A 5,821-nucleotide genomic window follows, 5' to 3' on the forward strand; every position below is an offset into this window, starting at 1 on the left:
GCTCCCCGGCCGCGTCCGCACCGGCCACGGCCGCCCAGACGGTCGTGCCGAAGGCCCCGGTCAAGGGCGCCCGTCCGCCCCGGCCCGGTCGCAGCGAGCAGCCGTCCGGCGAACCGTTCAAGGACTACGACGCGAAGCAGGCGACCGGTGACATCGAGCTCCCGACCCACGGCCAGAACACGTCGGCGCGGCCGGCCCGGCCCGCGGTGAAGAAGAACCTCCCGGTGGGCACCGAGAAGCTGTCCGCCGACAGCCTCACCGCGGAGAACGTGCTCAAGGCGCGCAAGCGCCCGCCGAGCAAGGGCTGGCGCAAGGGGCTGATGGCCGCCACCGGGATCAACCTCGGCCCCGGCGGCAAGGAGCTGATCAGCCAGGGCTTCGAGGACCGGGTGCGCACCGAGATCCCCGGCTGCCACCGCCTCGCCGTGATCAGCCTCAAGGGCGGCGTCGGCAAGACCACCAGCGCCGCCGCGCTGGGCTCGATGTTCGCCTCGCTACGCGGGGACCGGGTGATCGCGATCGACGCCAACCCCGACCGCGGCACGCTCGGCGACAAGATCGTGCCCGGCCTGGCCAAGACCACCGTGCGCGACTTCGTGACGCGCAGCCAGCAGCTGGACCGGTACTCCGCGGTGCGCGAGTTCACCGCGCAGGCCGAGTCGCGCCTGGAGGTGCTGGTCTCGGAGTCCGACCCGCTGGCCTCGCTGGCGTTCTCGGAGAACGACTACCGGATCATCAGCGACATCCTCGAGAAGTTCTACAACCTGATCCTCACCGACTGCGGCACCGGCCTGCTGCACTCCGCGATGGTCGGCGTGCTCGCCAAGGCCGACCAGGTCGTGATCGTGTCCTCCGCGAGTCTGGACGGCGCCCGCAGCGCGAGCGCGACGCTGGACTGGCTGGAGGCCCACAACTACGGCGAACTCGCGCGCGAATCCGTCACGGTCATCACCTCGGTGCGTCCGCAGGCGGCGGCCGTGCACCTGGACGAGATCATCAGCCACTTCGCCCGGCGCACCCGGGCCGTGGTCGCGGTCCCGTACGACCCGCACCTGGCCGAGGGCGGCCAGATCGACCTCAACCTGATGAGCAAGGGCGCCTATCAGGCCTACCTGGAACTCGCCGCCGAGATCGCCGACCAGTTCCCCCGCCTCGGCATCTCCAGGAGCGGCGAGCGCACTTTCTGACGTTCCTCTGACCGTCCTAACCGACGGGGCGCCCGGCCTCGCGAACTCGCTCTCGAAGGCCGGCGGCCATGCCGAGGATCGTCAGGTAGTCGAACAGGTCCCCGTAGATCCCGACCAGGCGCGGGTGCTTGACCGGGCCGAGCCGTAGCCGGAGATGCACCCGTGTGCCCTCGCGCCCATCGCGCGCGCGAACCGGACGCAGCATCAGCACCCAGGTCACCTGCATGTGCTTGCGCCAGGACTCGTAGACGAGGGTGTCCGGGTCCCGGGAGACCAGGGCGAGCGTCTCGTCCTTGCCGTAGTCGGGAACCATGTCGCCTACCGTCAGGCCCTGCCAGCGCGGATCGATCATCCGGATCGCGCGGTTCTTCGGCGGCAGCAACCGCTCGAACCAGCTGGGGAAGTACCAGCCCGCCCGGCCCTTACCCAACTGCACCAACCAGGGCATCGTCTCGGCCACCGACGCCTCGACGACGAACCGCGATCCATCGTGAGCGCGAGGTCCCGGACGAGATCATCCCCCGGACATCTCGCCGCCCGCTCCGCGGACGTGGGCCGCACGCTCACCATCCCGTCATCCTCCCCCGGGCTCGCCCTCCCGACACCGTGCCGTCGGCGAACAGCGGTGGGTCGACGTCGAACCGATGCCTGGCGACGAGGGCTACGAAGCGTTCCAGGAGTGGCAGGCCCAGCAGGACGCGTTCTGGTCCGCCTACGGCGCCGGTGAGTTCTCCCGGGACGAGGCGTTCCCGGACCTGCCCGGTTCCCGCACCGAGGCCGGGCTGCTCGCGGCGGTGGAACGGGCGGCCAAGGGTGAGGCCCGCGGCCGGAGCGAAGCTGCGGGCGATCGCCGACTGCACCCTGCGACGGATGGCCAACCCCGAGGTCGGGTATGACGCCGAGGCGATGGAGCACTCCGCGCAGTCCGAGATCGGGCTCGCGCTCGGGATCACCCCGGAGTCGGCCTCGCAGTCGATCGACCTCGCGCTAGCCCTGACCCGCCGCCTCCCGCAGACCTTCGCGGCGTTGGAGGACGGGGCGATCACCCTGCCGACGGCCCGCGCAATCGTGGAAGAAGCCGTCAATCTCGACGTCGCGCAGTGCGCCCACCTCGAGAAGGCGGTGTTGGCCAAGGCCGCCGGCCGGACCACCGGCTCGATCCGGCGGGCGGCCCGCCGTGAGGTGGAGAAGCTCGACGGCGAAGCGGTCCGCAAGCGCCGGGAGAAGGCCGTCGCCGAGCGCTCCCTGTACGTCACCGACGAACCCGACCGCATGGCCACCCTCCACGCCTACCTCCCCCGCGAGCAGGCCCACGCCTGCTTCACCGCGATCGACGCCCTCGCCCACCCCAAGGCGGCCGGGGACGACCGCCCGGTCGGAGCGCGCCGAGCCCACGCCTTGGTCGACCTGATCGCCGCCGCGACCGGCACGGATCCCCGCACTCCACCCGCGCCGCAGTCCTGCGCGCTCACCGCCGAGCAGATCGCCGAGCTCAACCGCGGCGCCGAGGTCTACGTCCCCCGCCTGGCCCTGCGGGACACGGTCCCAGCCGGGACAAGCACTGCCGCTTCCCCGGCTGCCGGCGCCCCGCCACCCGCTGCGACCTCGACCACAGCCTCGCCTTTAAGGCCGGTGGCCGCACCGTCTACGCCAACCTGGCGGCCGTCTGCCGCTTCCACCACCAGATCAAGCAGATGCCCGGCTGGGCCTGTACCCAGGACCAGCACGGCACCCTGACCTGGCCCACCCCCACCGGACGCCGCTTCATCACCCGACCCCCACCCGACGAGGGCGACGAACCACCCGACGTCGCCCCCCGCACCCGCACCCGACGAGGACACCCCGCCGTTCTAGTTGTGACGTAGCGTCAGCGGACGGGGAGGCCCTCGGCCCGGAGAGCGTCCTTGACCTGGCCGATTCGCAGATCGCCGAAGTGGAAGACGCTGGCGGCGAGCACGGCGTCAGCGCCGGCCGCGACGGCGGGAGCGAAGTCGGCGACCTTGCCCGCTCCCCCGCTGGCGATCACCGGCACGGTGACGACCTTGCGGACCAGGCGCAGCATCTCCAGGTCGTAGCCGTCCTTGGTGCCGTCGGCGTCCATGGAGTTGAGCAGGATCTCCCCGGCACCGAGTTCGCAGCCGCGTCGGCACCATTCGACGGCGTCAATCCCGGTACCCTTGCGGCCGCCGTGCGTGGTCACTTCGAACCCCGACGACGTGCGCGGGTCGCCGGGCAGGCACCGCCGGGCGTCGATGGAGAGCACCAGCACCTGGTTGCCGAACCGGTCGGCGATCTCGGCGATGAGCGCGGGCCTGGCGATCGCCGCGGTGTTCACCCCGATCTTGTCCGCGCCCGCGCGCAGCAACTTGTCGACGTCTCCCGCGGTCCGCACGCCGCCGCCGACGGTGAGCGGGATGAAGACCTGCTCGGCGGTGCGGGACACCACGTCATAGGTGGTCGCCCGGTCGCCCGAGGAGGCGGTGATGTCGAGGAAGGTCAGTTCGTCCGCGCCGTCGGCGTCGTAGCGCTTGGCCAGTTCCACCGGGTCACCGGCGTCGCGCAGGTTCTGGAAGTTGACGCCCTTGACCACGCGCCCGGCATCGACGTCCAGGCAGGGAATGACGCGGACCGCCACGCTCATCTGATGCTCCGTCAGATCGACGCGACGGCGGCGAGCGCCTCTTCGAGGGTGAACGCTTCGGCGTAGAGCGCCTTACCGACGATTGCGCCCTCGACGCCGATCCCGGTCAGGGCCGCGATCGCGCGCAGGTCGTCCAGGCTGGACACGCCACCGGAGGCGACCACCGGCTTGTCGGTGCGCGCGCAGACCTCGCGGAGCAGCTCGAGATTCGGGCCCTTGAGGGTGCCGTCCTTGGTCACGTCGGTGACGACGTAACGGGCGCAGCCCTCCGCGTCGAGCCGGGCGAGCACCGCGTAGAGCTCGCCGCCCTCGCGGGTCCAGCCCCGGCCGGCCAGCGTGGTGCCGCGCACATCGAGACCGACCGCGACCCGGTCGCCCCAGCGGGCGATCGCGGCCGCGCACCACTCGGGGTTCTCCAGCGCTGCGGTGCCGATATTGACCCGCGCGCAGCCGGTCGCCATGGCCGCCTCGAGCGAGGCGTCGTCGCGGATACCGCCGCTCATCTCGACCTGGACGTCGAGCTTGGCCACGACCTCGTGCAGGAGTTCACGGTTGGAGCCGCGGCCGAAAGCGGCGTCCAGGTCGACCAGGTGGATCCACTCGGCGCCCGCCGACTGCCACGCCAGTGCGGCGGCCAGGGGTTCGCCGTAGTTGGTCTCGGAGCCGGCCTCGCCCTGGACCAGTCGGACGGCCTGGCCGTCGGCGACGTCGACGGCGGGGAGCAGTTCGAGGCGGTTCGGCATGACGCGAGCGTAGTCAGGGCCCGGGTGTGGCGGCGCTCACACGGTCAGCCCATGGTGGTCCGCTCACGCGTCGACGTTGCCGGCCTTCCACTGATCCCACGGGACGTTCCAGTCCGCGATCCGGTTGGTCAGGTCGTCGAACGGCTTCGGGGAGCCGACCACGACGACCGGGTCGCCGACCATCGTGTGCTCGTAGAGCCAGTCCATCGCCTTGGGCAGCAGACCGATGCAACCGTGCGAGGTGTTGGCCTCGCCGATGTTGCCGGTGTTCCACGGGGCGTCGTGCAAGAACTCGCCGCTGTTGGTCACCCGCACGCGTACTTGGACTTGTAGCGGTATTCCTTCTTGGCGTCGATCGCCTCGTTGGTCCAGACCTTGTTCCGCTCCTTGTCCATGACGATCTTGGTGCCGTTGCGGGTCTCCCAGTTCTTCTTACCGGTGGAGACGTCGTAGGTCTTGACCACGCGCTCCCCCTGGAGCACCTGCAGTTGATGCTTGACGACGTCGACCTGGATCACCTGGGCCCGACCGACGCTGAACGTCGAGTTGCGGTTCTTTCCGCCGATGATGCCGTCGCCCGCGTCGATGCCGGCCAGCTTGGCGCGCAGCTCCACCTTGGTGTTCGCCGGCCAGAAAGCCTGCGGCCGGTAGTCCGCGGTGACGTCGTCGATCCAGTACCAGGCCCCTTCCACCGGCGGCGTCGCCGTCACCCGCAAGGCTTTCTGCACCGTGGCCCGGTCGGTGACCGGCTGGTTGAACGTCACCTGGATCGGGTGGCCGATCCCGACCTCCTCCCCGTCGGCGGGCGTCACGCTCGCGACCTCGAGGGTGCCGGAGCGCGCGACGTCCTTCTTGCTGAACCCGGTCGTCTTCTCGACCTGCTGGCCATCGGCGGCATCGCTCAAGGTCGGCACCCGGTACCGCGTGCCGACCTTGAGCGGCACCACCGCCGGCGCAGCCCCTGCGCTGACGCCGGGTCAGGCCCGACGGTCGAACGCGAGCGTCAGCGCGACCGGCAACGCGAACGCGGTCAGCACCAGCAGGAGCACGCTGCCGCGGACCGACCCGAACGCGAGCCAGCCGAACACCTGAATCACAACGGCGACGCCGAACACCACGCGGTTCTGCGCCCGTCGCTTGCGGGCGAGCACGCCGGTCGCCGGCCGACGTCTGGGCAGGAGCCGGGTCAGAGCCGCGCGCCGGGACCGGCTGCGTGCCTGCTTCGCGACCTCAGCCGCCCGCTGTTCGGC

The 5,821-nt window shown here is 71.0% G+C and carries 7 protein-coding genes and 1 pseudogene; 3 read left to right on the top strand and 5 right to left on the bottom strand.

Translation table 11 applies throughout. The features are described from left to right. A partial coding sequence (locus H0X00_RS20780) for a MinD/ParA family protein (protein ID WP_293774444.1) occupies positions 1-1,187 on the top strand: 1,187 nt, incomplete at its 5' end. 16 nt (positions 1,188-1,203) lie between these two features. On the opposite strand, the gene H0X00_RS20785 is transcribed toward H0X00_RS20780, so the two are convergent. Beyond that, complete coding sequence (locus H0X00_RS20785) at positions 1,204-1,647, bottom strand: hypothetical protein (protein WP_293774446.1); 444 nt, start codon at positions 1,645-1,647, stop codon at positions 1,204-1,206. Positions 1,648-1,831: 184 nt separating this feature from the next. Between H0X00_RS20785 and H0X00_RS20790 the strand changes: the two genes are divergently transcribed. Continuing rightward, positions 1,832-2,083: a hypothetical protein gene (locus H0X00_RS20790; protein WP_293774448.1), complete on the top strand. Its 252-nt coding sequence runs from the start codon at positions 1,832-1,834 to the stop codon at positions 2,081-2,083. Further along, entirely contained in the window at positions 2,058-2,924 is an 867-nt protein-coding gene (locus H0X00_RS20795) for a DUF222 domain-containing protein (RefSeq protein ID WP_293774450.1), read from the top strand. Before H0X00_RS20790 ends, H0X00_RS20795 begins: the two co-directional genes overlap by 26 nt. Before the next feature lie 130 nt (positions 2,925-3,054). Here the strand turns inward: H0X00_RS20795 and hisF are convergent, their stop codons facing one another. From hisF to H0X00_RS20815, 4 genes and pseudogenes are all read right to left on the bottom strand, one after another. Beyond that, entirely contained in the window at positions 3,055-3,828 is a 774-nt protein-coding gene (gene hisF, locus H0X00_RS20800) for an imidazole glycerol phosphate synthase subunit HisF (protein ID WP_293774451.1), read from the bottom strand. 11 nt (positions 3,829-3,839) lie between these two features. Further along, entirely contained in the window at positions 3,840-4,571 is a 732-nt protein-coding gene (priA, locus tag H0X00_RS20805; protein ID WP_293774453.1) for a bifunctional 1-(5-phosphoribosyl)-5-((5-phosphoribosylamino)methylideneamino)imidazole-4-carboxamide isomerase/phosphoribosylanthranilate isomerase PriA, read from the bottom strand. Positions 4,572-4,634: 63 nt separating this feature from the next. Next, positions 4,635-5,518, bottom strand: a pseudogene (locus tag H0X00_RS20810) (Ig-like domain-containing protein). A 30-nt stretch (positions 5,519-5,548) separates the two neighbouring features. After that, the coding region (locus H0X00_RS20815; protein ID WP_293774455.1) for a hypothetical protein at positions 5,549-5,821 on the bottom strand (273 nt) is incomplete at its 5' end.

The sequence above is a fragment of the Sporichthya sp. genome (assembly GCF_013815995.1).
In the GTDB taxonomy this organism is placed as follows: domain Bacteria; phylum Actinomycetota; class Actinomycetes; order Sporichthyales; family Sporichthyaceae; genus Sporichthya.

Excerpts from the sequence above, each read along its gene's own strand:
- H0X00_RS20790 (WP_293774448.1), top strand. The coding sequence starts at position 1,832 with ATGCCTGGCGACGAGGGCTACGAAGCGTTCCAGGAGTGGCAGGCCCAG.
- H0X00_RS20795 (WP_293774450.1), top strand. The coding sequence starts at position 2,058 with ATGGCCAACCCCGAGGTCGGGTATGACGCCGAGGCGATGGAGCACTCC.
- hisF (WP_293774451.1), bottom strand. The coding sequence starts at position 3,828 with ATGAGCGTGGCGGTCCGCGTCATTCCCTGCCTGGACGTCGATGCCGGG.
- priA (WP_293774453.1), bottom strand. The coding sequence starts at position 4,571 with ATGCCGAACCGCCTCGAACTGCTCCCCGCCGTCGACGTCGCCGACGGC.